This is a genomic window from Curtobacterium sp. NPDC086286 (genome assembly GCF_044746255.1).
GTDB lineage: Bacteria > Actinomycetota > Actinomycetes > Actinomycetales > Microbacteriaceae > Curtobacterium.
On sequence record NZ_JBIVBW010000001.1, the window covers coordinates 240,155 to 263,481 of the forward strand.

Sequence of the window (23,327 nt, forward strand, 5' to 3'; positions counted from 1 at the left end):
CACCGACCGGCGGACGCCCGTCAGGCGGCGACCGGCGGACGCCCGTCAGCCGGCGACCGGGGGATGCCCGCCGTCCGGACGGTCAGCGGGCGCGCGGGGGAGCGGTCGTCGATCGGACGACGAGCGACGGCGGCACGAGGACCCGGGTCGGCTCCGGCCGCTCGGCGGCACCGATCAGCTCGACGAGCCGGTCCGCCGCGAGCCGCCCGACCTCGTCGTTGTGCGGGTCCACCGTCGTCAGGCGCAGCAGGGGTGACGCGGCGAGCGGGGTCTCGTCGTTGCCCATGACCGACACGTCCTGCGGTACCCGGAGCCCGGCCTCGTGCACGGCGGCGATCGCGCCCATCGCCATGACGTCGTTCGCCGCGAACACCGCGGTCAGGTCCGGGTGGTCCTCCAGTGCGCGGACGGTGCCGCGGTAGCCGGTCTGCTCCGAGGTCGGTCCCTCGCCGTACACCAGCGGCTCGATGCCGGAGGCGACCATCCGGGCGACGGTGGCCTCGCGGCGGACGGCAGCCGGGCCTCCTGCGCCGGTGACGTGGGCGATGCGGCGGTGACCGAGTCCGACCAGGTGGTCCGCGGCCAGGCGTCCGCCGGCGGCTTCGTCGGAGGCGACGACGTCGAGTCCTCCCGGGACGTCTGCGCGTGCGCCGGCGATGACGACCGGCGTGTCCGCGGGGACGACGAGGTCGGGGAAGCCCTCGGCGGCGAGCACGACACCGTCGACCCGGAGCGAGACGAGGTCGTCGAACGGGGAGGAGTCGAGGTGGGCGTTCGCGCGGGTGTCCGCGAGCGTGAGACGCAGGCCGTGCGGGGCGAGCGCGTCGCGGATGCCGTCGAGCATCGGGACGTACCAGGGGTTCCGGAAGTCGTCGACGACGACGCCGATCGTGCGCGTCCGCGTGCCGGCGAGGATCGCGGCGGCACGGTTGGGGCGGTAGCCGAGCTCGGCGGCCGCGGCGAGGACGGCTGCCCGGCGGGTGTCCGAGACGCCGGGGTCGTCGCGCATCACCATCGAGACGAGCGACTTCGAGACCCCGGCACGGGTCGCGACGTCGATGATCGTCGGTGGTCGGGACACGCGGCTCCTTGACAGGACATGGGTGGATGCGTCTACAGTCTACCGACGCTCTCTGGAACGTTCCAGAGCCATCACCGACTTCTCGAGGGAGAGAACATGAGCGACAGCATCGGCGTCGCCGTCATCGGCGCCGGCATGGCCGGCAAGGCCCACATGGCCGCGTGGCGGAACGCACCGTCCCTGTTCGGTCACACGCTGCCGCCCGTCCGGCTCGTGTCGGTCGGCGACGTCTACGAACCGCTCGCGGCCGAGGCTGCGACGCGCTTCGGGTACGACCGGCACGACACCGACTGGCGAGCGATCGCCGAGGCCGACGACATCGACGTGGTGAGCGTCGTCGTCGCGAACACGCTGCACCGCGAGATCGTGGAGGGGCTCCTCGCGGCCGGCAAGCACGTGCTGTGCGAGAAGCCGCTCTCGGACTCGCTCGACGACGCCCGCGCGATGGCGTCCGCGGCCTCGCTCGCGGCCGGTCGTGGTCTCACCGCCCGCGTCGGTTTCACCTACCGACGCGCTCCCGGGCTCGCGGCGATCAAGCAGCTCGTCGAGGACGGCACCCTCGGTCGCGTCCTGCACGTCTCCGCGCGGTACTGGACCGACTACGGCTCCTCGCCCGAGGTCCCGTTCTCGTGGCGCTTCGCGGGGGCCCCGGGGACCGGTGCACTCGCCGACGTCGGGTCGCACCTCGCGTACGTCGCCGAGTTCCTGGCCGGCGAGGTGCAGAGCGTCAACGGCGGCATGTTCACCACGGCCATCACCAAGCGGCCGATCGCCGCCGGATTCGCCCTCCGTGGCCAGGCCGTGCCGTTGACCGGGGAGTTCGCCGACGTCGAGAACGACGACTACGCCACGTTCAACGCGCGCTTCGGCGACGGCTCGGTGGTCGGTTCGCTCGAGGTCTCCCGGGTCGCGACCTCGCACCCGAACGGCCTCGTCGTCGAGGTGTTCTGCGAGCGCGGCGCCGCACGCTGGGACCAGGAGCGCGCATCCGAGATCGGTCTCGCGCTGCAGTCCGACGGCTCCCGTCTCGGCGGCTACCGTCAGGTCGTCCTCGGCCCGGACCACCCGTACGTCGCCGGCGGCATGGCGATGGACGCTCCCGGTGTCGGCTGGGGGCAGAACCAGATGTTCGAGTACCAGGCGCGTGCCTTCCTCGACGAGGTCGTGGGCAACACGGCCGACCCGCTGCCGGCGAACGCCACGTTCGACGACGGCGTCCACAACATGGAGATCCTCGACGCGGTGGCCCGGTCCGCTGCCGACGGAGGAGCAACCGTCGACCTCACCGCAGCGTCCGTCACCGGAGGAGCACACGCATGAAGCTCGGTCTCTACAACGCGATCTTCCACGACCGCCCGCTCGCCGCGGCGCTCGAGGCCATCGCGGGCAACGGCCTCACCGGCATCGAGCTGAACACCGGCGGGTTCCTGCCGCCGGTGCACGTGCCGAACGTCGACGAGATCCTCGACGACGACGAGGCGCGCGACGCCTTCCTCGCGCAGTTCGACGGGACCGGCGTCTCGATCGCCGGCCTGAACTGCAACGGCAACCCGCTGCACCCGGACCCCGCGATCGGGCCGAAGCACGCGGAGGACGTCCGCCGCAGCATCCGGCTCGCGGCCCGTCTCGGCCAGGACCGGGTCGTGACGATGTCGGGCCTCCCCGCGGGGGAACCCGGCGGCACCCGGCCGAACTGGATCGTGAACGCCTGGAACTCCGCCGCGCTCGACGTGATCGAGTACCAGTGGAGCGTCGCGGTGCCGTTCTGGCAGGAGATCGACGCCCTCGCCCGCGAGCACGGGGTCAAGGTCGCGCTCGAGCTGCACCCGCAGAACGTCGTCTTCAACCCGGCCACGATCCGCGAGCTCGTCGAGCGCGGCGGGCTGACCAACGTGGGCGTCGAGCTCGACGCGTCGCACCTGTTCTGGCAGCAGATGGACCCGGTGGCGGTCGTCCGCGACCTCGGTCCGCTCGTGTTCCACGCCGCCGCGAAGGACGTCCGGATCAACCCGCAGGCGGCGATCAACGGCGTGCTCGACAACTCGTTCCGTCGGCTCTCGCCGGACGAGCCGCGCACGAACCTCGGCGGAGACGAGTGGGCGAACGAGTGGCCGAAGCCGTCTGCGTGGGACTTCGTCGCGCTCGGCAAGGGGCACGACGAGGCGTACTGGTCGGCGTTCCTCGAGGCCCTGCGCGAGGTGGACCCGGACATGTGGGTGAACATCGAGCACGAGGACACCGAGCTCGGGCGCGAGGAGGGCGTCGCCGTGGCGGCGCAGGTCCTGCTGGCCGCCGACGCGTCGCTGGCGGCTCGCGTCTGAGTTGCTGCGGGATCCGGACTGGAGGCGCGGATCACGTGCGCTGATCGGCGCACGTGACCCGCGCCTCCAGTCCGTCGCCGTGTGTCCGGCGGCCCGGTCGGTGACGCATCCCCCGGTCCCTGTCACCGGGCCGTTGTAGCATGCACGACACCTGTCCTGAGCCGAGGAGGCCTGCGTGCCGGAACCGACCGACCCCGCCTTCCCGATCGAGCGCATCCGGGACGTCGGTGACGACATCACCGCCGCCGTCTCCACCGTCGTCGACGGCAAGACCGAGGCCATCCGCACCGCCCTGACGGTGATGCTGGCCGAGGGGCACCTGCTCGTCGAGGACGTCCCCGGTGTCGGCAAGACGGTGCTGGCCAAGGCGCTCGGCGCATCGGTCGGCGGGTCCGTGAACCGCATCCAGTTCACCTCGGACATGCTGCCGTCGGACGTCACCGGCGTGAACATCTTCGACCAGTCGTCCGGCACGTTCCGGTTCTCGCCGGGGCCGGTGTTCGCGAACGTCGTCATCGGCGACGAGATCAACCGCACGAGCCCGAAGACCCAGTCGGCGCTGCTCGAGGCGATGGCCGAGGCGCAGGTGACCGTCGACGGCGTGACGCGCAAGCTGGACAGCCCGTTCATGATCGTCGCGACGCAGAACCCGATCGACATGGAGGGCACGTACCCGCTGCCCGAGGCCCAGCGCGACCGCTTCATGGCCCGCCTGACGATGGGGTACCCGAGCGCCGACGCCGAACGGCAGATGCTGACCAACCGCGGTGGTGGCGACCCGCTGGCGCACCTCCGTCCGATCGTCGACGTGGACACCCTCCGCGACCTCATCCAGTCGGTGCGCACGGTCCACGTCGCGCCCGACGTCGAGGCGTACATCGTCGCGATCGTCCGGGCCACCCGCAGCCACCCCGACATCGTGCTCGGTGCCAGCCCGCGTGCCACGTTGCACCTCGCCTCGGCCGCCCGTGCCCACGCCGCGCTGCTCGGCCGTCCCTTCGTCACGCCGGACGACGTCGCCACGCTGGCGCCGGTCATCCTCGCGCACCGGCTCGTGCCGGTCGCCCGCGGCCTCGGTGGGACGGGCGACGACACCGTCCGCGACATCGTCGTGCGCATCGTGTCCGACACGGCCGTGCCGTTCACGGCGACCCCCGTCCGCTCCTGATGTCCGGGTCCCCGGCGCCGACGTCGCTCGCGCTGCGTGCCGGCGCCCTGCGCTCCGGGGCGCTCCGGTACGGGCGGCGGGGCCTCGCGCTGCTGCGCCGTACGCCGTTCCCCCGACCGACCGTGCGCGGCTGGACCGTGATCGCGGTCGGCATCGGGCTGATCGGCGGCGGGCTCGTGGGGACGACGAGCGTCGCGGTGTCCGCGGGGCTGCTGCTCCTCGTGCTCGTGGTGCTCGGCATCGTCATGGCGTTCGTCGTCGCCGCACCGCTGCGCGGCAGCCGGAGCACGGCGCGCGCGATCGTCCAGGTCGGCGAGGTGTACCGCGAACGGATCACCCTCGGCGGGACGAGCCTGCCGATCGGCCCGCGATCGATGCTCCTCGTGCGCGAACAGCTCGACGACGCCCTCGTCAGCATGTCCACCGCCGAGACGTACGCCGCGGTCGGGCCGAACCTCCCGCCGGCGGTGCTCGACGTCGAGGCCCTGGCGATGCACCGCGGGCGCAGCGTGGTCGGCCCCGTGACGATCCGCGTCGAGGACCCGTTCGGCCTGCTCCGCATCGACCGACCGGTGGTCGCCGCGGAAGAGGTCGTGGTCGTCCCGGCATCGACCCCGCTCGCGTCGCTCGACGCGGGTGCGCTCGCCGGAGCCGTCTCCGCCGACGAAGGCCGGGTGGGGCAGGGCGGGTCGGCCGACGACAGCGAACTGCGTCCCTACCGCCCGGGTGACCCGATCCGCCGTGTGCACTGGGCCCAGAGCGCCCGCCGCGGGGAACTCCACGTCCGCCAGACCACACAGGCGCAGCCGCCGGAGGCCGTCATCGCGCTCGACGTCCGACGCGAGTCCTACCAGCGCCTCGGCCGCGACGACCTGGCCGAGCTCTCGGACCTCGGCGGCGACGCCGCGTTCGAGCACGCGGTCGTCGTCGCGGCGAGCGTCGCACGGGCACTGGCCGCACGGACCTCGCGCGTCGTGCTCGTCAGCGACGGACCGTCCGGCAGCACCCGGCACGCGGGGGACGCCGGCGGACTGACCGACGTGCTCGTGGGGCTGGCCGACGTCCGGGTCCGCTCCGACGCCCGCGAGGTCACCGAGGTCCTCCCGGACGTCCGCGGCCGCGACGTGCACGGCATGACCGCCGTCGTCACCGGCAACTGCACCGCCGAGCAGGCCGCCGAACTCGTCTCCGCGACGACCGGGTCGAGCCGGGGGATCCTGGCGACCATCGTCCCGCCGGACCCGGTGGTGCGCGGCATCCTCGACCGCGGCGGGTGGCGGACCCTGGTGGTCCCGGTCGCCGGTGCCCACGCGCCCGGGAGCATCCGGTGAGCGGCGTCGCCACCCGTCCGGCCCCGCCCCGGGGCGAGGCGCGGCGCGAACCCGACCGACGGGTCGACCGACCGGACTCGCCGAGCCCCTGGGTCGTCGCACTCGCACCGGTGCCCGTCCTCATCGCCGCCCTCGCCATGCGTCCCCTCGTGCAGGGCGTCGCGTGGTGGGTGTCCGGCGTCCTCGTCGCCGCCGTCCTCGTCGGCACGATGCTCGCCGTCCGTCGTCGGGCGCCCGGGGTGCGGTTCGTGGCACTCGTCGCGGCGCTCGTGGTCTGCTCGTGCGCCGCTGCGGTCGTGAACGACGTCCAGCCACTCGGGTGGCTCGACCGGAACGGCGCGCTCGGCGAGACGCTCGCGGCGATCCGGCTGAACCCCGCACCGCTGCCGCAGTCCGACGCGATCCGGCTCATCGTCACGGTCGCGATCGGCTGGGTCGCCGGCGTCTCGCTGTTCCTCGCGGCCGTCGCCCCGACCGCCGCACTCGCCGCCGTCCCCGCGCTCGTGATCCTCATCGTGCCGGGCGTCGTCACCGGAGCCCCCGCCGCACCCGGGCTCGTGATCGCCACCGGCATCGCCTTCCTCGTCCTGCTCTGGCTCTCGGTGCGGCCGGTCCAACGGGCGTTCCCCGCCGCCGTCGTCGGGGCGATCGGACTCGTCGTCGCGGTGGGACTGCCCGCGATCGTGCCGCTCAACGCCAGCTGGTTGTCCGGCGTCACCGGGGCGATCCAGTCGCCCGTGCAGCCCGGGCGCCCCGGCACGCTGCTCAACCTCGGGCAGGACCTCCGGCAGCCGAACGAGCTCGAGGTGTTCCGCTACCGCTCGTCCGACGGTCGGCCGGAGTACCTGAAGCTCGCGAACCTCGACGAATTCGGCACCGGCGACTGGGTGCCGACCACCACCGACGCCGCGAAGTCCGAGACCGCCGACCAGCAGCAGTGGGCGGTCGGCATCAACCCGCGGCTCTCCAGCCGCGGCGACGTCACGATCCGGGTCACGGGGCTGTCGAGCAACTACCTGCCCGTCCCCGCCGGCGCGGTCTCGATCGAGTCGCGCTCGACGAACCTCGACCTGTCGCAGTGGCGCTGGATGGGGGAGTCGAGCACGGTGCGTTCCACCGGCCCGGCCACCCCGCGCGGTGCCACCTACGAGGTGTACGGCGCCTCGACGTGGTCCGGCGAGTACCTCGACGCGATCGCGAGCTCCGGCCTGCTCGGGCGAGCCGACGGCCGGGGGTTCGCGACCCCCTCGGCGAACCAGCTCCGCACGGACCGCGAGCTCCCCGACAAGCTGCCGGTCAGCATCGCGCGGACGGCGCAGCGCGTCGCGGGCAGCGCGGCCACCGACTACGAGAAGGGCCGCGCGCTCGAGCAGTGGTTCCGCAGCGACCTGTTCACCTACTCCGAGACCGCGCCGGTCGAACAGGGCTACGACGGCGACAGCATGGACGTCGTCGCGAAGTTCCTGCAGGTCCGCGAGGGCTACTGCGTCCACTTCTCCTCGGCGATGGCGGTGATGGCCCGCACGCTCGGCATCCCGTCGCGCATCGCGGTCGGCTACCGGGCGGGCTCCACGCAGGCCGACGGCGAGTACACGGTGTCGAACCGGCAGCTGCACTCGTGGCCGGAGCTCTACATCAAGGGCGCCGGCTGGGTCGCGTTCGAGCCGACGCCCGACTCCGACGCCGCCGCGACGCCCTCGACCGAGGCCACCTCCACCCCCTCGGCCGCCGCGCCGGAGACACCGCTGCCCGCCCCGGGCGAATCCGCTCCCGCCACGTCCGAGACGCCGACGCCGAGCGCGTCCGCCGTACCGGGTGCCGCCGGGTCGACCGGTGGTGGGGGCAACGGACCGCTCGGGCTCGCGGTGGGACTGGTGATCGCCGTGGCGCTCCTGGTGTCCCCGGCGCTCGTCCGGGCACTCCGCCGTCGGACACGACTCGGCGCGGTGCGATCGGGCAGGTCACCGGCGGTGAACGCCTGGCGTGAGGCGCTCGACGACGTCGCCGACCACGGCTACGCGCCGGGCCTCGCGCCGCCGGGTGACGCCGCCGCCGCAGCGCGGACGGCACGTGCGGTGCTCGGGCGGCTCCGGCCGTCGGTGCCGGCGACGGTGCTGCCGCACCTCGAGACGATCGTCGACGCGGTCGACCGGGAGCGGTTCGCCGCGGGCGGTGCGGCCTCGGTGGACGCTGCGTCGTTGCTCGTGGCGGTCCAGGAGGCGCGGGTCGCCCTGGACGCCTCGGCCTCCGGTGCGCGGGTGCTCCGGTCGCGCCTGCTGCCGCCGAGCCTGCTGCCCTCGTCCGCGTGGTCGCACGAGGGGCGGCGCGCACGCCGCAGCGCGGCGTAGCGGCGCGCGTAGCGTGCCGCGCGCCGCGCGCCGCGCGCTCGTAGCGTGCGAGGTTCCGCGCGTGGTGCGGGGCCCGCAGGGTCCCACCGCGCGCGGAACCTCGCACACTGCGTCACCCGCCGCGCCGCGGCACGGCGCGGCGTCAGCGCCGGCGGATGACCGCCTCGACGAGGGCCGCGACGACCTCGCCCGGGTTCACCCCGGGCAGCGCCGCCGCATCGAACACGATCCCCACGTTCGCCCCGATGAGCACCCGGGAGAAGTCCTCGAGCGACATCCCCGCATCGATCTCCGGGTGCGCCCCGAACCACAGCTCCACGAGCTCGAACACGCCGTCCTGCAGCTCCCGCCGCTGCCGCACGAACTCGGGCAGGAACTCGGGGTGGCGCGTGGCGTACCCCCGGAACTCCGACAGCAGGGCGAACTGGCCGCTCTGGTCGTGCCGCCCGAACGCTGCCCGGACGACGTCGCCGATGTCCACCGCGGCGATGTCGGCGCGGACGAGTTCCCGCAGCGACCCGAGCACCAGGTTCGTCGCGCGCTGCATGACCTGCGCGACGAGGTCTTCTTTCGACGAGAAGTTCGAGTAGACGGCGCCCTTGCTGAACCCGGCGCGGGCGGCGACCTCGTCGAGCCGAGCTTCGTGCACGCCCTGCTCGGCGAAGACCTGGGCCCCGGCGGTGAGGAGTCGTTCCCGCACCTCGGCCCGCGGGGTCCGGGGCGTGGGCGAGCCGGTGACGGAGGGGCTGGGGTCGGAGGCGTCGTCGCTCATTGTTCCTGATTCGACGGGCCCGCCGTGATCCGTCGGGTCCGGCTTCGTCGGGCTGGCGTGGTGGTGGGTCACGACCATTGTGCTGGAGGCAGGGTGCGTCGGGAGACCTGCCGCGCCGCGCGTCTGATCCCGCGCGGCATCAGCGAAGCCCCCAACCACAGGTCCGTACGGAACCGGCGCGTTCGGGTCGCGTCGGTGCACCAGCGGACCATGGATGCCGGGTCGATACCCGGCGGTACTGATTGTACGACCGAGCACCGACAGATGACAGCCCCTTCGCGGATTCAGCCGTCCGACGCGTCCGCGGGCCCCGACTCGTTCTCGTGGTGCACGCTTCCCGCGCCGGACCGTCGCCCCGGCCGTCGCAGCAACCGGATCGCGTCCGGTCGGAGCTTCCGGCCGCGCTGGAGCAGGGATCCGAGCGTAGACTTCGGCTGCCACTCACGACCGTTCGGCAGCCCCCAGCCGCGCCGGACCGCGCCCCACCGTAGCCCGAGGGAGAGCACGATCGCGGCGACGATGCCGATCGAGGGTGACCCGAGGTGCGACGCGACGACCATCACGGCGGACGCGGCGACGGCGACCGTGGCGTAGAGCGCGTTGCCGCCGAACACCGCGGGGACCCGGCGGAGCAGCAGGTCCCGCATCGCACCACCGCCGACCGCCGTGATCGTGCCCATGATGATCGCGGCCGGCCAGTCGAGACCGGCGTCGAACGTCCGCTGCACCCCGACCACCGACCAGAAGCCGATGACCGCGGCGTCGAGCACGGTGAACAACCGGTCCCAGGTCAGCTCGGAGAACGACACGAAGAAGGCGATGAGCGCACCGGCGATCGCGACCGGCACGTACAGCGGGTCGACGAGCGCGACGGGCGGCCCGTTCTGCAACAGGGTGTCGCGGAGCATGCCGCCGCCGAGGCCGGACACGAACCCGACGACGAGGAACCCGAAGAGGTCGAAGTCCATCGTCCGCGCGAGCGATCCGCCGAGGAGCGCCGACGCGAACACCCCGGCCAGGTCGAGCACGTTCGTGACCGACGCCAGGCCATCGACGGACAGCAGGTTCATGAGAACCATCAAACATCACCGGCGGGAGGTGGCGGGTCGCGCGCTGGTTAGGTTAGCCTCACCTTTGCCATGCTCGCCACCCTCGTCATCGGCCTCCGTGAAGGCCTCGAAGCGACGCTCATCGTCGGCATCATCGCCGCGTTCCTCCGTCGCAACCGCGTCCCCCTCGCCCCCATGTGGTTCGGCGTCGGGGTCGCCGTGGTGCTCAGCATCGCCGTGGGCTTCGGCCTGCAGGTCGTCGAGCAGGCGCTCCCGCAGGCCCAGCAGGAGGGCATGGAGGCGATCATCGGCATCGTCGCCGTCGTCTTCGTGACGGGCATGATCGTCTGGATGCGCACCCACGCGCGGACGCTCACGACCGAGCTCGAGGCGAGCGCGACCGAGGCCCTCGGCCGTGGCACCGCCTGGGCCCTCGCCGGCATGGCCTTCCTCGCCGTCCTCAAGGAGGGCTTCGAGACCGCGGTCTTCCTGCTCGCCACGTTCCAGGCGTCGTCGGACACCGGGCTCGCGGCGCTCGGTGCGGTCATCGGCATCGCGGGCGCCGTGGTCGTCGGGTACGGCATCTACACCGGCGGCGTCCGGCTGAACCTGTCGAAGTTCTTCACCGGCACGGGGATCTTCCTCGTGTTCGTCGCCGGCGGCCTCGTGCTGACCGTGCTCCGCCGCGCGCACGAGGCCGGGTGGATCGTGATCGGGCAGCAGCGCACGGTCGACCTCAGCTGGCTCGCGCCGAACGGGTCCGTGCAGGGCGCCCTCGTCACCGGCGTCCTCGGCATCCCGCCGGACCCCCGGGTCATCGAGGTGCTCGGCTGGGTGCTCTACGTCGTCCCCGTCCTCGCGATCTCCCTCTGGCCGCGTGCCTGGCGTCCGTCGCGCGAACGGGTCCCCGCCCTGCGACTCGGCATCGCCGGTGTCCTCGCCGTCGCCGCTGCGACCCTGGCGATCGCGGTCCCGACCGGCGGCGTCGACCTCCCGTCCACGACCGCCGTGACCGGCGGCGGTTCCGTCACCGCGTCCGTCGACGGGACGGCCGCGAGCATGCGCACGAGCGGCACGGGCCAGGAGGCGCGGGTCGCCTTCCCGGCGTCGACCCACCGGAGCGTCACCCGCGCGGGCGTGACCGCCGACCGCTGGCGGCGGACCGAGGACGGGTCGGCCGCGCAGCGGCCGTCGAGCCTGACGCTCGACGACCTCGTCGACCTGTTCGGCCGCGTCCCCGTCGGCATCTCACCGAGCACGAACCCCGGGCCGTTCTCGGCGCGCTGGGCCGTCCGCGACACCGTGAGCCTCTGGACCGTCCGGGGTGGGGTCCTGGACGCGAGCCGCGCGGAACGCACCGTGCTCACGCTGAGCGGTGGGGGCCTCCCGTCCGCTCGGACCACGACCCTGGACCGCACCGTCTGGTCCGTGCCGGACGCCCGCGTCCAGCAGGCCGCCACCGCGGTGGCGGCCGCGGACACCCGCTCCGCCGAGCTGCTGCTCTGGAAGGCCTGGCTGCCGATCGCCCTGGGCGTCGCCGCCGCTGCCCAGGCGTTGCTCGCCCTCCGCGACCGCCGTCGGCGGCCGGAGCCCACGACCACCACCCCCGAAACCGACCCGTCACGCGGCCCACCCGCGGACGACCCCACGAGGAGCCCTGAGTATGCCGTTCGGTAGGACTGCCCGCCCCCTGACCACCCTCGGCGCCCTCGGCGTCGTCACCGCCCTCGCCCTGACCGGGTGCGCGAACTCGTCCACGTCGGCGGGTGACACCGCGAGCAGCTCCGGCAAGGTCTCCCGCGTCTCGGTCACGCTGACGAACGACGGCTCCGACAAGTGCGCCGTGTCGACCACGAAGGTCCCCGCCGGCCCGGTCACGTTCACCGTCAAGAACGAGTCGTCGACCGCGATCACCGAGGTCGAGCTGCTGCAGGACCAGCGCATCCTCGGCGAGAAGGAGAACCTCGCGCCCGGGCTCGCCGCCGTCACGTTCACCGCCACGCTCACCGGCGGCAAGTACCAGGTGTACTGCCCCGGGGCCGACCAGGAACTCACCGACTTCACCGTCACCGGCAAGGTGACCTCGACGGCGAACAGCAGCGCCGCGACCCTCCTCGACGAGGGCACGAAGGGCTACGCCGAGTACGTCGACGGCCAGGTCACCGACATGGTCGCCGCGGTCGAGCAGCTGCAGAAGGACGTCGACGCGGGTGACCTCGCCGCCGCGAAGACCGACTACGCGAACGCCCGCCCGTTCTACGAGCACGTCGAGAGCGACGTCGACGGCTTCGTGAAGAAGGGCTTCAAGGCCACCGACAACGCCGGCAACCTCGACTACCTCATCGACATGCGCGCCTCGAACCTCGACCCGGCCGTCGGCTGGAGCGGGTTCCACGCGGTCGAGAAGGACCTGTTCGAGGCCGGGGCGATCACCGCGTCGACCAAGCAGACCGCCGCGGACCTGACCGAGAACGTGCAGCTGCTCGCGAAGCTCGTGCCGACCCTCGACTACAAGCCCGAGGACCTCGCCAACGGTGCCGCCGGCCTGCTCGAGGAGGTCCAGTCGAACAAGATCACCGGCGAGGAGGAGGCGTACAGCCACATCGACCTCGTCGACCTCGCCGCGAACGTGGAGGGCGCCCGCCAGGCCTTCGCGTACCTCAAGCCGGGCCTGACGAAGCTCGACCCGACGCTGACGAAGCAGATCGCGACGCAGTTCGACCGCACGAACACGCTCATGGACGGCTACCGCAACGCCGACGACCTCGGCGGCTTCGACACGTGGGACGCCGCGACCAAGGCCTCGGACGCGAACACGATCTCGCAGCAGGTCCAGGCGCTGCAGGACCCGCTGTCCCGCCTCGCCGAGAAGGTCGCCACCGCGTGACGACCCCGCACGACGAGCCGGCCCGCGACGGGACGGGCCCCGCGCCCCTCTCCCGCCGCGGGCTCCTCGGCGCCGGCGTGACCGCCGGTGTCGCTGCGGCCGGAGCCGGCCTCGGCGCCGCCGCCGGGGTCGCCGGTGCCACGGCCGCGACCGGGGTGAACCCGTTCACCGCGGCGACGAACGGCGACGAGTCGATCGACCTCTCGCGGAGCCACCCGTTCTACGCGACCGCCGCGCGGCAGCCGCAGGGCGGGGTGCAGACCGCTCCGCAGCGCTACTGCGTGTTCATGACGTTCGACATGTCCTCGACGGTCCGGACCGACCTGCAGGTGCTCCTCGCCCGCTGGTCGGCGTCGATCGCGCAGCTGCAGGCCGGGAAGACCGTCGGCAGCGTCGAACCCGCCCACGGCGACGGCGTCGGTGCGGACACGGGGGAGGCGCTCGACCTCGGTCCTGCGTCCCTGACGGTCACCGTCGGCCTCGGCCCGGGGCTCTTCGACGAGCGCTTCGGTCTCGCGTCGAAGAAGCCGGCGCACCTCGCCGCGATCCCGACGCTGCCGAGCGACAACCTCGACCGTGCCCTCACCGGGGGAGACCTGTCCCTGCAAGCGTGTGCGGACGACCCGCAGGTGGCGTACCACGCGGTCCGCGACCTCGCCCGGATGGCCCGCGGCACCGCGACCGTGCGGTGGACTGTGCTCGGCTTCGGTCGCGCCTCGGCCGGGCCCGACCAGTCCACGCCCCGCAACCTCATGGGGTTCAAGGACGGCACCCGGAACATCACCACCGACGAGGACTACGACCGCTTCGTCTGGGTCGACGAACCGGGGTCCGGGGCCGGCTGGATGCGCGGCGGCACGTACCAGGTGGTGCGGAAGATCCGGATGAACATCGAGATCTGGGACGCGGACGTCGTCAGCGACCAGCAGCGGGTGTTCGGTCGCACGAAGATCGAGGGCGCACCGCTCTCCGGCGGCTCGGAGCACACCACGCCCGACTTCCACGCGACGGCGTCCGACGGCACGACGAAGATCGACCCGACGTCGCACATCGCGCTCGCGGCCCACGAGGCGAACGGCGGCGTGAAGATCCTGCGGCGGCCGTACAACTACACCGACGGGCTCAACCAGTACGGTCAGCTCGACGCGGGGCTGCTCTTCGCGGCGTACATGAACGACCCGGAGCACTTCACGACGCTGCAGCGGAAGCTCGGTGCCTCCGACCGGCTCAACGAGTACGTCTCGCACATCGGGAGCGGCGTGTTCGCCGTCCCGCCGGCGCCGCGCAAGGGCTCGTACATCGGCGAGCAGCTCTTCCGCTGAGGAAGTGAGATGGGTGCCCTCCGTCGTTTCCCTGGAGACGGAGAGCACCCGCGTCGCGGAGTCCCCCGGGCGGAACCACCGTCCGGGATGAGAGGCGACCCAGCGCGACGCGTCGCGATGCGACAGGGCTGAGCGTACCCCGCCGATCGCCGGTACAGCAGGGAAGTACCGTGATGGGACAAGCGTCGCGGGCCACCCGCGGACGGGCGCCGACGCTGCGGACCGGCACCGCGCCTCCTGGACCCACGAGAACGGGCCGTCCCACCTGGGTGGGGCGGCCCGTTCTCCTGCCTGGAGGCGCGGCGTCAGTCCGTCAGGTCCGTCGCCTCGCGCTCGGCGCGCTTCCGACGCGTGAGCACCAGCGCCACGAGGCCCGCGAGGAGCAGGAGGCCGGCTGCGACGGCCGGGCCCGCGATGTCGGCACCGGTGTACGCGAGCGCTCCGCCGGCGTTCGCCGGGACCGTGCCGTCGACGACGCCGTCACCGTCGGTGTCGACACCGACCGCACCGTCGTCACCGCCGCCGGGGGTGCCCGGCGTGCCGGGGTCGGCCGGGTCCGTGGGGTCAGCGGGGTCGGTCGGGTCCACGGCCGCGGCGACGGGGATCGTCACCGCGAGCGTGATCGTCTGCCCGTTCGGCAGCGTGACGACGAGGGGCTCGTCGGTCGTGGCGGCCGGGGCCACGGCTGCCGCGAGGGTCGTCGTGCCGGCTGCCCGGCCGAGTGCGGTCGCGGGGTCCGTGGTCGCGCCGGGGACGAGGAACGACAGCGTCGCCTGTCCCTGCTCGTCCGTCGTGTCGACGATCGTCGTGTCGATCGTCGCGCGGTCGAGTTCCTTCCCACCGGCGCTGACGGTGACCGTGCCGCCCTGGTCGGGTTCGTTGCTGAACGTCAGCGAGGAGAGCTCGATGGTGACCCGGTCACCGGGCTGGAAGCCGCCGTCCGGGGTCGCCGTCGTGCGGATGCCGGTGGAGCGCTGGTCGTGGGCGACCGTCACCGTGGGGTCCGCGCGGAAGTACTCGACCTGCGCCTCGAGGTCGACCTTGCCGCTGTCCTGCTTCGCCGCCGCCTGCTTGAACGCGGCGAAGTTGTCGCCGCCGCCCGCGAGGAACGAGTTGACGGTGACCTTGTAGGTCGTGTCCGCGTCGATCGCCGTTCCGTCGAGGGTCATCGTGGTGATGCGCGAGCCGGCCGGAGCACCCGGGTCGTAGGTGTACCCGAAGCCGTCCGAGGCGCCGAGCTTGAGGAACGGCCGGCTCGACCCGGAGGGCTGCCACTGCTGTTCGAGCGCCTGCCGGATCTGCGCGCCGGTCAGGTCGAGGACGACGAGCGTGTTGGCGAAGGGCTGGACGACCGCGGCCTCCTTGTAGGTGACCGTGCCCGACGCGATGTCGGCCCGGAGCCCGCCGGGGTTCATGAACGCGATCTGCGAGCCCTGGCGGGTCGTCGCGGCGCGCTGCACCTCGGCGACGAAGTTCCCCAGCGTGGACTCGCCGCCGCGGTTCTCGGAACCGTTGCGCTGCTTCGCACGGCCCAGGTCGCGGTCGACCGTGCCGAGCTCGACCGCACCGAGGACCTCGGCCTCGGCAACCGCGTCGTCGACGGTGGCCTGCACGTCGGCGTCGGGCGTGAAGGTCCCGTCGACGAGCCGGATGTTCTCCGCGACGGTCGACGTGACGGTGCCGTCCGCCGCGACGGTGAGCTGCACGTGTCCGAGGTTGAAGCCGTACGAGCCGGTCTGGATCACCGGGCGGGTGGCCGGACCGTCGCCGATCTTCGCCTGGTGCACGTACGTCTGGTGGGTGTGCGCGGAGAGGATCGCCGAGACACGGGGGTCCACGTCGCGGACGGCACGGGCGAAGTCGGAGTCGCCGTCGAGGTCCGTCGCAGCAGCGGACTCGGCACCGTCGTGCACGAGCAGGACGAGGACGTCGGCCTCGCCGTTGCCCTCGACGCCGTCGGTGAGGTCCGCTGCGACCTTGTTCACCTCGGTCGTGATGTCGCCCATCTCGAGGCCCTCGATGCCGGCCGGGCTCACGAGGCCCTGTCCGACGAGGTCGACCGTGGCGCCGATGAACCCGACGCGCTTGCCGCTGATCTCCTCGATCGCGTACGGGTCGAACGCGGGCTCACCCGTCGCGGTGTCGAGGATGTTCGCCGAGACGTAGTCCCACTGCGCGTTCCGGTCGCCCTGGGGTCCGATGACGCGGTCGCGCAGGTCGTCCTGGCCCTTGTCGAGCTCGTGGTTCCCGATGGCGCTGACGGAGAGGTCCATCTGGTTCAGGACGTCGATCGTCGGCTGGTCGTCCTGGATGAAGGACTCGAACGTCGATCCGCCGATGTTGTCGCCGGAGCTGACGAACGCGGACGTCGTCGGGTCCGGCCCGCGGAGCTGCTCGAGCGCACCCGCCAGGGTCGCGGCACCGGCGGCGTCGCCGTCGCGCGGGGTCGGCTTGCCGTCGGTCTGCGAGATCGACTGTGCGATGCGGCCGTGGAAGTCGTTGACGTCGTAGAGGTCGATCGTGGTGTCCCCGTCGGCGGCGATCGCAGCGGACGGGACGGACAGGGCGACGAGCACGCCGGCGGTGGCGAGTGCTGCGCCGCCGACGAGGCGCCCTCGTCGGCGCGGGGAGGTGTGAGCGTTCATCGCCCAAGAACCTATGAAGTCGTACAGCCGACGCGCCAGGGTGTGCCGCAACACGTCACGTGTTGTTCACACACGCAACACGGGCACGCACGCCCCGCGCCGCCCCGGGCCACCCCGGGCTCAGTCGACGGCGATGAGGGGCCGCAGCGTGCGGTGGGCGATCCGGAGCCCTTCGAGGACCTTGTCGTCGGTCCCGCCCCACAGCGGGTCCTCGTGCTCGACGCTCAGGGTGCCGTCGAAGCCGGCCTCGTACAGCCGGTCGACCACGTGCGGCCAGTCCACGACCCCGCGACCGGGGACCCGGAAGCGCCACCAGCCCATGTCCCACGGGTCGTCGCCCTTGTCGACCTTGCCGAAGAACCCGTACTCGTCGCGCTTGCGCGGGAAGAGCTCGACGTCCTTCGCCTGCGCGTGCACGATGTGCTCGGCGAACGGCAGGATCGTCTCGACCGGGTCGATGCCGATCCAGGTCAGGTGCGAGGGGTCCCAGTTCAAGCCGAAGCCGAGCCCGGTGACCCAGTCCCAGAGCTCGGGGGAGTACGCGAGGTTGCCCGGGTACCCGTCCGGGTGCCAGCCCTCCATCACGCAGTTCTCGATGATCAACCGCACACCGCGTTCGCCGGCGTGGTCGACGAGCTCCGGCAGCACCTGGTCACCCAGGCGCATGTTCTCGCGCACCGACTTGCTGTTGTCGCGGCCGATGAACGTGCCGACGTACGGCACCCCGAGCACCTGGGCGGCGTCGATCGCGTGGAACAGGTGCTCCTTGATCTCGGCCCGGCGGTCGAGGTCCTGGTGCAGGTTGTTCTCGTAGTAGGCGAAGGCCGAGATCTCGAGCCCGGTGCGGTCCAGCAGCTCCCGCGTGGCCTGGGCGTCGTCGTCCGTGAAGGTGGCCACGGGCAGGTGCGCCGCCTCGAAGTCACGCCCGCCGGTGCCGGGCCAGACGCCGACCTCGAGGCGCTCGTACCCCTGCTGCTGGGCGAACGCGGCGATGCGGTCGAGCGACCACCCGGGCAGGCAGGCCGTCAGCATCCCGAGCTTCACCGGATCTCCCCCCACGTGCCGTCGGCTGCGCTCCCGACCACGGCGTCGATGATGTGGGCCGACCGGGCCCCGTCCGCGAACGTCGGCAGACCCTCGGGCCACCCGTCCGGGTCGGGGCCGCTCCGGACCGCTTCGTAGGTGTCGGCGACGAACGCGGCGAACGCGTCGAGGTAGCCCTGCGGGTGCCCCGACGGCACCACGGCCAGGCGCCGCTGGTCCGGCACGCCGAGCGACGGGTCGCGGACGACGATCTGCGCGCCGCGTTCGTTCCCGAACCACGCCGACTCGGGCTGCTCCTGGTCGAAGGCGGCAGATCCGCGGGTGCCGTCGACCTCGAACCACAGCCGGTTCTTCCGCCCGGAGGCCACCTGCGAGATGACCACGTTGCCGATGCGACCGGTGCCGGTCCGGAAGGTCGCGACCGCGGTGTCCTCGGTGGTGACCTCGGCGCGCTGCGAGGCGTCGGCCACCGGGTCCGGGTCGGGGGAGCCGGAGAACGACGGGCCGGACGCCGCCGGACGCGTCGGGTAGACGATGTCGGTCGCGGCCGAGACCGAGGCGAAGCGCTCGCCCGTGACGAACTCGACCAGGTCGCACCAGTGCGAGCCGATGTCGGCGAACGCCCGCGAGAGGCCCCCAGAGCCCGCGTCGACCCGCCACGACGAGGCGTCCTCGTCGAGCATCCAGTCCTGCAGGTAGTGGCCGTGGACGGCGAGCACGCGCCCCAGGTCGCCGTCGGCGATGCGTCCGCGGATCTCCCGGATGATCGGGTGGTACCGGTACACGAACGGCACGGTGGCCACGACGCCGGCCAGCCGTGCGGCCGCGACCAGCTCGTCGGCCTCGGTGGCGTCGATGGCGAGTGGCTTCTCGCACACGACGTTGATCCCGGCACGGATGACCGCGAGGGCCTGCGGGTGGTGCTGGTCGTTCGGCGTGCAGACGTGCACGACGTCGGGAGCGTCCGCGATCACCTCGTCGAGCGAGGCGTACCCGCGGGGGAGGTCGAGCTGGGCGGCGACCTGCTCGGAACGGGACGGACTCCGGCCGAGCACCCCGAGGACCTCGGCGCCGGCCGCGCGGGCGGCCCGCGCGTGCACGCCGGCGATCATGCCGGTCCCGACCACGGCGACGCGCAGGCGTCGCCCTCCGTACCCACTGCTCATGGTGCTCCCTCGCGCCGGACTGGACCCCACCGTACCGACGTCTCCCGGCCACACGCCGGAACGCATGAGTACGTTCTGGGGCATGTCGAGCCTCCAGACCTCCCTGCTCATCCTCGGTGCCAGCGGCGACCTGTCCAAGCGGCTCCTGCTGCCAGGGCTGGCCACCCTCCTCGAGGTGAAGGACGACTGGGACGTCCAGCTCGTCGGAGCCGGCGTGGAGGACATCTCGGACGCCGACTGGAAGGCGCAGGTCCGCGAGTCCTTCGAGAACGCGCAGGCGTCGAAGAACGAGGAGGACGAGGGGGCTGCCGACGGCGGTGAGCGCCTCAGCGAGCGGCTCCTCGGTGTCATCGACGCCTCGACCTACCGCAAGGCGGACGTCACCGACGCCGACGACCTCCGGACCCTGCTCGGCGACTGCCGGTACGACCCCGCGATCTACTTCGCCCTGCCGCCCGCCGTCACCGAGAAGAGCTGCGAGGTGCTCAAGGACCTGGACCTGCCGTCCGGGACGCGCCTGGCGCTGGAGAAGCCGTTCGGCACCGACGCCGAGAGTGCCGAGCACCTCAACGACGTGCTGCACTCGTTCCTCCCCGAGGAGCGCATCCACCGGGTCGACCACTTCCTCGGCCGGTCCACCGTGCTGAACCTGCTCGGCCTCCGCTTCGCGAACCGCATCATCGAGCCGCTGCTGTCGTCCGCGCACGTCGCCCGCGTCGACATCGTCTACGACGAGACGCTCGGACTCGAGGGGCGTGCGCGCTACTACGACAAGGCGGGCGCGCTCGTCGACATGATCCAGAGCCACCTGCTCCAGGTGATGGCCGTGGTCGCGATGGAGGCGCCGGCGTCGATCGACGCGGACGACCTGCGCACCCAGAAGGAGCTCGTGCTCCGTGCCGTCCGACCGTGGGGCGGCGACGTCGTCGCGGCGGGCAAGCGCGCCCGGTACACCGCGGGCACGATCGGCGACCGGTCGCTGCCGTCGTACGCCGACGAGGAGGGCGTGGACCCGTCCCTCGAGACCGAGACGCTCGCGCAGCTCACCCTCGAGATCGCGAACTGGCGCTGGGCCGGGGTGCCCTTCACGCTGCGGTCCGGCAAGGCCCTCGCCGAGCAGCGCCGCGAGATCGTGATCACCTTCAAGGACTCTCCGCACGTGCCGGTCGGCCTGCACGGTGCGGAACTGCCCGATCGGCTCCGGATCTGGATCGCACCCGACGAGATGCAGCTCGAGCTCAACGTCAACGGCGCCGGCGACCCGTACACGATCGACCACACGAGCCTCGACGTGACGTTCAACCCCGGACGCCTCAGTGCCTACGGCGAGGTGCTCGCCGGGGTGCTCGAGGGCGACGCCACCCTGTCCGTCCGCGGGGACAGCGCCGTGCAGGGCTGGAAGGTCGTCGAGCCGTTCCTGCAGGCCTGGCGCAGCGGGAAGGCCCCGCTCGACGAGTACCCGGCAGGCTCCTCGGGACCCGGTTCCTGGGACAACATCGACTGCTGACGGACCGCGCGGCGTAGGTTCCGACGCGTGACCACGATCGACGACGTCCTGCAGACCGTTCCCGAACCCGCCGGAGCCGACGTGCGCGTCGATCCCGTCCGCTACGACCACGAGGGCACCCCGCTGCTCGGCGTGCTGGCGAAGGACGCGGCGATCGCCGGTCGTCGCCCGGCCGTGCTCGTCGTCCACGACTGGCACGGCGTCAACGAGCACGTCGAGGCGCGCGTCACGATGCTCGCCCGCCTCGGGTACGTGGCCTTCGGCGCCGACGTCTACGGCGAGGGCGTCCGGCCGGGCGACGACACCGCCGCCCAGGTCGCCGGGTCGTTCTACCAAGACCTCCCGCTCATGCGGGCCCGCGTCCGCGCCGGCCTCGACCGCCTGCTCGAGGACCCCGACGTCGACCCCTCCCGGGTCGTCGTGATGGGCTACTGCTTCGGCGGATCCGCTGCGCTCGAACTCGCGCGCACCGGGGCCGACCTCGTCGGCGCGGTCTCGTTCCACGGCGGGCTGCTCACGCACGACCCCTCCGACGCGGCCGACGTCCGGGCGAAGCTCCTCGTCCTGACCGGCGCCGCGGACCCGGTCGTGCCGGACGAGAAGGTCCACGCGTGGCAGGACGAGATGCGGGCGGTGCCGACCGTCGACTGGCAGGTCGTGACCTACGCGGGCGCGATGCACGCCTTCGCAGTGCCCGGGACGGACGCACCGGACCACGGTGCGCAGTACCAGGAGCGCGCCGACCGTCGGTCGTGGCGGGCACTCGAGGTGTTCCTCGCCGAGGTCTTCGACGAGGAGCTCGCCGCGCTCTGAGGGCCGACACGCCGAGGGCGGGCTCGGGGCGGCCTCGATTGGCGTTCGGGGCCGCAGCTGTTGTAGAGTCTTCCACGGCCGCAAGGCCACGCGCTCGTAGCTCAATGGATAGAGCATCTGACTACGGATCAGAAGGTTGGGGGTTCGAGTCCCTTCGAGCGCACTGCACCACCGAACCGATCGAAGGCCCCGTCGCACCGCGACGGGGCCTTCGTCGTTCCTGGCCTGGCCTGGCCCGGGGCGGAGCCCCTGGCCTGGCCCGGGGCGGGCGCGTCAGCGCAGGCGCGCCGCCTGCTGCCGGTCCTTCTCGTGCTCCCGCACCACCGCGCTCACCGCGAGCCACAGGAGCAGCGACACGAACCACCAGAAGCTCACCACGGCAGCAGCGCCGGCGAGCGACGCCGCGAGCGGCACGAGCTCGACCGAGTCCGGTCCCTTGCCGAAGATGACGATCGCCGAGACCCAGAGCCCGATCGCCGCCAGCAGGGAGATGATCCACACGACCAAGAGACCGTCGCGCCACCCGTTGTTCACGGGACCACCGTACCGGAGCGTTCGCACAGGAACGCCGCGGACGCCGGACGCCGGACGCCAGCCACCGAGCAGCCCGATCAGGGCAGGTTGATCGCCACGATCAGCGCGACGAACCCGAGCGTCACCGTCCCGACGATGAGCACCGTCCCGGCACCCCAGGTCGTCCGGAGCCGCCGCCCGGGCTTCGCGACCTCCCGCACCCGCACGACCGGGCCGTCGTCGGCGGAGACAGCCACCTCGGAGCGCTCGTCCCGCCACCGCGCCCAGCGCTCGACCCGGTCGTCGAGGGCGTCGACCGCCGCCGCGAGGGCCTCCCACCGCTCGGGCCGGTCCGTGATCAGGTCGCGGGCGCTGATCAGGTACATCCAGTCGTCCACGATCTCGACGTCGAGCCCCCGCAGGTGGTCGACCAGCCGCGCCATCACGTCCGGCGTGAACAGGTACAGCGCGTCGCGTTCGTACCCGGCGGGGCAGTACAGACGGAAGTACCGGTCGAAGTCGCCCTCCAACGACAGCACCTGCGAGCCACGAACGACCGACGAGGTGTGCAGCGGGCGTCGAGGGCCCTCCTCGGACCGCAGCAGGATGTTCGGCAACGCCACGGGCAGACGCATCGCGCAGTACCCGCCGAACGCCGGCGAGGTGTTCGTCATGGTCGACCGGACGAGCTCGTGGTTCGCGAACTCCAGGCCTCGGGGCCCGGGGGTCCGGAGCACCCGGTAGCAGTTCAGCGCGCCGCGTCGACGGAGCGGGGCGTCACGACGTGTCCCGGTCGGCCCCGGGCTGTAGGTCATGCCGTTGGCCGCCGCGAACCGGGCGAGGCGGTGGTGGACCCGCTTCCGCGGGCGTCGGCGCCGCACCCGGATCCACGCCCAGGTGCAGAGGACCCCGGCCAGGCCGAGGAAGGCGCCGATCACGCTCTGCACGAGGACGGCGGTCGCCACGTCCTCGCCGCCCTCGGCGACGGTGGCGGTGATGACGAGGGTGAACGCGAGCAGGCCGATCGGCAGGCAGAGTGCTCCGGCGCCGAGGACGATCCGTCGGACGAGTCCGACCAGGTCGCGCGCCTCGGGGTGTTCGGCGACGAGGGCCTTCCAGGTCCGTCGCGCGTCGCGGCGTCGGACCGGCTCGGTGAGGGCGGTGGTGTCGATCGGTGTGCGCAGTGCCTGCACGGTTCCCCCCGGTTCGTGACCTCACGACCCTACCGGGTGGGCAGACGGACGGGAGGCGCGGGGGGCCCGGGGCCCCCCCCCCCCCGCCCGGGCCGGGGGGGGGGGGGGGGGCCCCGCCGCCCCCCCCCCCCACTCGGCGTCGGGCCGCGCGGCCCGCGCGCCCCGCC

At 72.8% G+C, this 23,327-nt stretch carries 18 protein-coding genes and 1 tRNA gene; 11 read left to right on the forward strand and 8 right to left on the reverse strand.

Features of this window, described 5'->3' with window-relative positions:
- Positions 1-82: 82 nt before the first annotated feature.
- The gene (locus tag ACIPKM_RS01220) at positions 83-1,081 is read right to left on the reverse strand and encodes a LacI family DNA-binding transcriptional regulator (protein WP_229086066.1); all 999 of its coding nucleotides are present in this window, start codon (positions 1,079-1,081) and stop codon (positions 83-85) included.
- 96 nt (positions 1,082-1,177) lie between these two features.
- Here ACIPKM_RS01220 and ACIPKM_RS01225 point away from each other — a divergent pair, with 96 nt between their 5' ends.
- The 5 genes from ACIPKM_RS01225 (at position 1,178) to ACIPKM_RS01245 (ending at position 8,249) form a co-directional block, all read left to right on the forward strand.
- On the forward strand, positions 1,178-2,401 hold the full coding sequence (locus tag ACIPKM_RS01225; protein ID WP_402735976.1) for a Gfo/Idh/MocA family protein: 1,224 nt from the start codon (positions 1,178-1,180) through the stop codon (positions 2,399-2,401).
- Positions 2,398-3,402, forward strand: a complete 1,005-nt coding sequence (locus tag ACIPKM_RS01230; protein ID WP_402735977.1) for a sugar phosphate isomerase/epimerase family protein — start codon at positions 2,398-2,400, stop codon at positions 3,400-3,402. Before ACIPKM_RS01225 ends, ACIPKM_RS01230 begins: the two co-directional genes overlap by 4 nt.
- 175 nt (positions 3,403-3,577) lie before the next feature.
- Positions 3,578-4,570 (forward strand): MoxR family ATPase, encoded by a 993-nt coding sequence (locus ACIPKM_RS01235; RefSeq protein ID WP_083295231.1) that lies wholly within the window; start codon positions 3,578-3,580, stop codon positions 4,568-4,570.
- A complete protein-coding gene (locus ACIPKM_RS01240; protein ID WP_071302792.1) occupies positions 4,570-5,901 on the forward strand; it encodes a DUF58 domain-containing protein in 1,332 nt (443 codons plus the stop codon). The genes ACIPKM_RS01235 and ACIPKM_RS01240 overlap by 1 nt, the downstream gene beginning before the upstream one ends.
- Positions 5,898-8,249 carry a transglutaminaseTgpA domain-containing protein gene (locus tag ACIPKM_RS01245; RefSeq protein WP_402735978.1) on the forward strand — a complete coding sequence of 784 codons (2,352 nt, stop codon included), beginning with the start codon at positions 5,898-5,900 and terminating at the stop codon, positions 8,247-8,249. The genes ACIPKM_RS01240 and ACIPKM_RS01245 overlap by 4 nt, the downstream gene beginning before the upstream one ends.
- Before the next feature lie 142 nt (positions 8,250-8,391).
- On the opposite strand, the gene ACIPKM_RS01250 is transcribed toward ACIPKM_RS01245, so the two are convergent.
- Entirely contained in the window at positions 8,392-9,021 is a 630-nt protein-coding gene (locus ACIPKM_RS01250) for a TetR/AcrR family transcriptional regulator (protein ID WP_070418152.1), read from the reverse strand.
- Positions 9,022-9,305: 284 nt separating this feature from the next.
- On the reverse strand, positions 9,306-10,091 hold the full coding sequence (locus ACIPKM_RS01255; RefSeq protein ID WP_070418153.1) for a trimeric intracellular cation channel family protein: 786 nt from the start codon (positions 10,089-10,091) through the stop codon (positions 9,306-9,308).
- A gap of 69 nt (positions 10,092-10,160) precedes the next feature.
- Here ACIPKM_RS01255 and efeU point away from each other — a divergent pair, with 69 nt between their 5' ends.
- Genes efeU through efeB form a run of 3 tightly spaced genes read left to right on the forward strand, consistent with a single transcriptional unit; the run spans position 10,161 to position 14,279 of the window.
- Positions 10,161-11,747, forward strand: a complete 1,587-nt coding sequence (gene efeU, locus ACIPKM_RS01260; protein WP_402735979.1) for an iron uptake transporter permease EfeU — start codon at positions 10,161-10,163, stop codon at positions 11,745-11,747.
- Positions 11,734-12,957, forward strand: coding sequence for an iron uptake system protein EfeO (efeO, locus tag ACIPKM_RS01265; RefSeq protein WP_071296022.1), 1,224 nt, complete (start codon positions 11,734-11,736; stop codon positions 12,955-12,957). Before efeU ends, efeO begins: the two co-directional genes overlap by 14 nt.
- Entirely contained in the window at positions 12,954-14,279 is a 1,326-nt protein-coding gene (gene efeB / locus ACIPKM_RS01270; RefSeq protein ID WP_070418156.1) for an iron uptake transporter deferrochelatase/peroxidase subunit, read from the forward strand. The genes efeO and efeB overlap by 4 nt, the downstream gene beginning before the upstream one ends.
- A gap of 305 nt (positions 14,280-14,584) precedes the next feature.
- Here the strand turns inward: efeB and ACIPKM_RS01275 are convergent, their stop codons facing one another.
- The 3 genes from ACIPKM_RS01275 to ACIPKM_RS01285 all read right to left on the reverse strand — a co-directional run bounded on the left by ACIPKM_RS01275 (position 14,585) and on the right by ACIPKM_RS01285 (position 19,134).
- Positions 14,585-16,924, reverse strand: a complete 2,340-nt coding sequence (locus ACIPKM_RS01275) for a bifunctional metallophosphatase/5'-nucleotidase (protein ID WP_402735980.1) — start codon at positions 16,922-16,924, stop codon at positions 14,585-14,587.
- A gap of 120 nt (positions 16,925-17,044) precedes the next feature.
- Complete coding sequence (locus ACIPKM_RS01280; protein WP_402735981.1) at positions 17,045-17,968, reverse strand: sugar phosphate isomerase/epimerase family protein; 924 nt, start codon at positions 17,966-17,968, stop codon at positions 17,045-17,047.
- Positions 17,965-19,134, reverse strand: a complete 1,170-nt coding sequence (locus ACIPKM_RS01285) for a Gfo/Idh/MocA family protein (protein ID WP_402735982.1) — start codon at positions 19,132-19,134, stop codon at positions 17,965-17,967. Before ACIPKM_RS01285 ends, ACIPKM_RS01280 begins: the two co-directional genes overlap by 4 nt.
- 82 nt (positions 19,135-19,216) lie before the next feature.
- Here ACIPKM_RS01285 and ACIPKM_RS01290 point away from each other — a divergent pair, with 82 nt between their 5' ends.
- The 3 genes from ACIPKM_RS01290 (at position 19,217) to ACIPKM_RS01300 (ending at position 21,617) form a co-directional block, all read left to right on the forward strand.
- Positions 19,217-20,641 (forward strand): glucose-6-phosphate dehydrogenase, encoded by a 1,425-nt coding sequence (locus tag ACIPKM_RS01290; RefSeq protein ID WP_402735983.1) that lies wholly within the window; start codon positions 19,217-19,219, stop codon positions 20,639-20,641.
- A gap of 27 nt (positions 20,642-20,668) precedes the next feature.
- Positions 20,669-21,454: a dienelactone hydrolase family protein gene (locus ACIPKM_RS01295; RefSeq protein ID WP_402735984.1), complete on the forward strand. Its 786-nt coding sequence runs from the start codon at positions 20,669-20,671 to the stop codon at positions 21,452-21,454.
- 90 nt (positions 21,455-21,544) lie between these two features.
- Positions 21,545-21,617, forward strand: a tRNA-Arg gene (locus tag ACIPKM_RS01300).
- 110 nt (positions 21,618-21,727) lie between these two features.
- Here the strand turns inward: ACIPKM_RS01300 and ACIPKM_RS01305 are convergent.
- Positions 21,728-21,988, reverse strand: coding sequence for a hypothetical protein (locus ACIPKM_RS01305; protein ID WP_092386063.1), 261 nt, complete (start codon positions 21,986-21,988; stop codon positions 21,728-21,730).
- 77 nt (positions 21,989-22,065) lie between these two features.
- Entirely contained in the window at positions 22,066-23,160 is a 1,095-nt protein-coding gene (locus ACIPKM_RS01310; RefSeq protein WP_402735985.1) for a hypothetical protein, read from the reverse strand.
- Between the last annotated feature and the right edge of the window lie 167 nt (positions 23,161-23,327).

What these genes read in the sequence shown, in the direction of transcription:
- ACIPKM_RS01225 (WP_402735976.1), top strand. Translation starts at nt 1,178, where the DNA reads ATGAGCGACAGCATCGGCGTCGCCGTCATCGGCGCCGGCATGGCCGGC.
- ACIPKM_RS01255 (WP_070418153.1), bottom strand. Translation starts at nt 10,091, where the DNA reads ATGAACCTGCTGTCCGTCGATGGCCTGGCGTCGGTCACGAACGTGCTC.
- ACIPKM_RS01275 (WP_402735980.1), bottom strand. Translation starts at nt 16,924, where the DNA reads ATGAACGCTCACACCTCCCCGCGCCGACGAGGGCGCCTCGTCGGCGGC.
- ACIPKM_RS01250 (WP_070418152.1), bottom strand. Translation starts at nt 9,021, where the DNA reads ATGAGCGACGACGCCTCCGACCCCAGCCCCTCCGTCACCGGCTCGCCC.
- ACIPKM_RS01290 (WP_402735983.1), top strand. Translation starts at nt 19,217, where the DNA reads ATGTCGAGCCTCCAGACCTCCCTGCTCATCCTCGGTGCCAGCGGCGAC.
- efeU (WP_402735979.1), top strand. Translation starts at nt 10,161, where the DNA reads ATGCTCGCCACCCTCGTCATCGGCCTCCGTGAAGGCCTCGAAGCGACG.
- efeO (WP_071296022.1), top strand. Translation starts at nt 11,734, where the DNA reads ATGCCGTTCGGTAGGACTGCCCGCCCCCTGACCACCCTCGGCGCCCTC.
- ACIPKM_RS01240 (WP_071302792.1), top strand. Translation starts at nt 4,570, where the DNA reads ATGTCCGGGTCCCCGGCGCCGACGTCGCTCGCGCTGCGTGCCGGCGCC.
- ACIPKM_RS01285 (WP_402735982.1), bottom strand. Translation starts at nt 19,134, where the DNA reads ATGAGCAGTGGGTACGGAGGGCGACGCCTGCGCGTCGCCGTGGTCGGG.
- ACIPKM_RS01230 (WP_402735977.1), top strand. Translation starts at nt 2,398, where the DNA reads ATGAAGCTCGGTCTCTACAACGCGATCTTCCACGACCGCCCGCTCGCC.